At 33.1% G+C, this 1570-nt stretch carries 2 protein-coding genes; both read left to right on the top strand.

All coding sequences use genetic code 11. From position 1 onward, the window contains the following. Nucleotides 1-595 (top strand): 30S ribosomal protein S4 (rpsD, locus tag ABFR62_14275; protein MEN8139584.1); only part of this gene is annotated, 595 nt, incomplete at its 5' end. Between the two features lie 19 nt (nucleotides 596-614). Further along, nucleotides 615-1570, top strand: a 956-nt coding sequence (locus ABFR62_14270; protein ID MEN8139583.1) for a DNA-directed RNA polymerase subunit alpha, incomplete at its 3' end; no start/stop codon positions are given.

The following is a 1570-nucleotide window of genomic DNA, read 5'->3' as shown; positions in this document are numbered from 1 at the left end:
TACAGGACCACAAACTAAAATTGCAAGAAAATTCGGAGAGCCGATCTTTGGCCCCGATAAAAGTTTCGAAAAAAAGAAATACCCACCGGGTCAACATGGAAACAACAGAAGACGCGGTAAAAAATCTGAATATGCTATTCAGTTACAAGAAAAACAAAAAGCTAAATATACCTATGGTATTTTAGAAAAACAATTCCGTAACTTATTTAAAAGAGCACAGCGTAAAAGTGGTGTAACAGGTGAAATCTTACTACAACTTTGTGAATCAAGATTAGACAATGTTGTGTATAGACTAGGAATTGCACCAAGTAGAAGAGCAGCTCGTCAACTTGTATCGCATCGTCATATTACAGTAAATGATAGTTTAGTAAACATACCATCATATAGTGTAAATGAAGGTGATGTTATCGGTGTAAGAGAAAAATCAAAATCATTGGAAGCTATTGTAAATTCTTTAGCTAATAAAAGTGATGTATACGAATGGATGACATGGAATGATGATAAAAAGGAAGGTACTTATGTATCTATACCTGAAAGAATTCAAATTCCTGAAAACATTAACGAACAGTTTATCGTCGAATTATATTCTAAATAATAAAGATAAGTAATCAGCTATGGCTATATTAAATTTTCAAAAACCCGATAAGGTAGTTAAGATCGAATCAAATGAATTTGAAGGTAAATTTGAATTCAGACCCCTTGAACCGGGCTTCGGATTAACTGTTGGAAATGCTCTTAGAAGAGTATTACTTTCATCATTAGAAGGCTTTGCTATCACGTCTATTCGTGTAGAAGGTGTTGATCATGAATTTTCAACGATCTCAGGTGTTGTAGAAGATGTAACAGAAATAATCTTAAACTTAAAACAAATACGTTTTAAAAGACAAATTGATGACATTGAAAATGAAACTGTTGCGGTTGCAATAACCAAAAAAGATCAGTTTACAGCTGGTGATTTACAGTCTTTTATTTCAGGATTTCAGGTATTAAACCCCGATTTGGTTATATGTAATATGGAAAAAAGCGTAAAGCTCCATATTGATATCACCATTGAAAAAGGTAGAGGTTTTGTTCCTGCAGAAGAGAATAAGAAATCTGGAATGCCAATAGGCACAATCTTTACAGATTCAATTTTTACACCGATCAAGTTGGTAAAATACGAGGTAGAAAATTATCGTGTTGAACAAAAAACTGACTATGAAAAGTTAATTTTTGATATCAAAACAGATGGTTCTATCAATCCGCAAGATGCTTTAACTGAGGCTGCTAAGATACTTATTCAGCATTTTATGTTGTTCTCAGATGAACGTATCACAATGGAAGCTGACGAAATTGCACAAACTGAAACTTATGATGAAGAATCATTGCACATGCGCCAATTACTTAAAACAAAATTGGTCGATATGGAGTTGTCAGTTAGAGCACTAAATTGTCTAAAAGCTGCTGAAGTTGATACTTTAGGAGACTTAGTTTCTTACCACAAAAGTGATTTAATGAAGTTTAGAAACTTCGGAAAGAAATCATTAACTGAATTAAGTGAATTGGTAGATCAAAAGAATCTAAGCTTTGG

This window comes from Bacteroidota bacterium (assembly GCA_039714315.1).
In the GTDB taxonomy this organism is placed as follows: Bacteria; Bacteroidota; Bacteroidia; order Flavobacteriales; family JADGDT01; genus JADGDT01.
The sequence above is the reverse complement of the archived record's forward strand: the minus strand, read 5'-3'. Positions and strand labels throughout refer to the sequence as shown.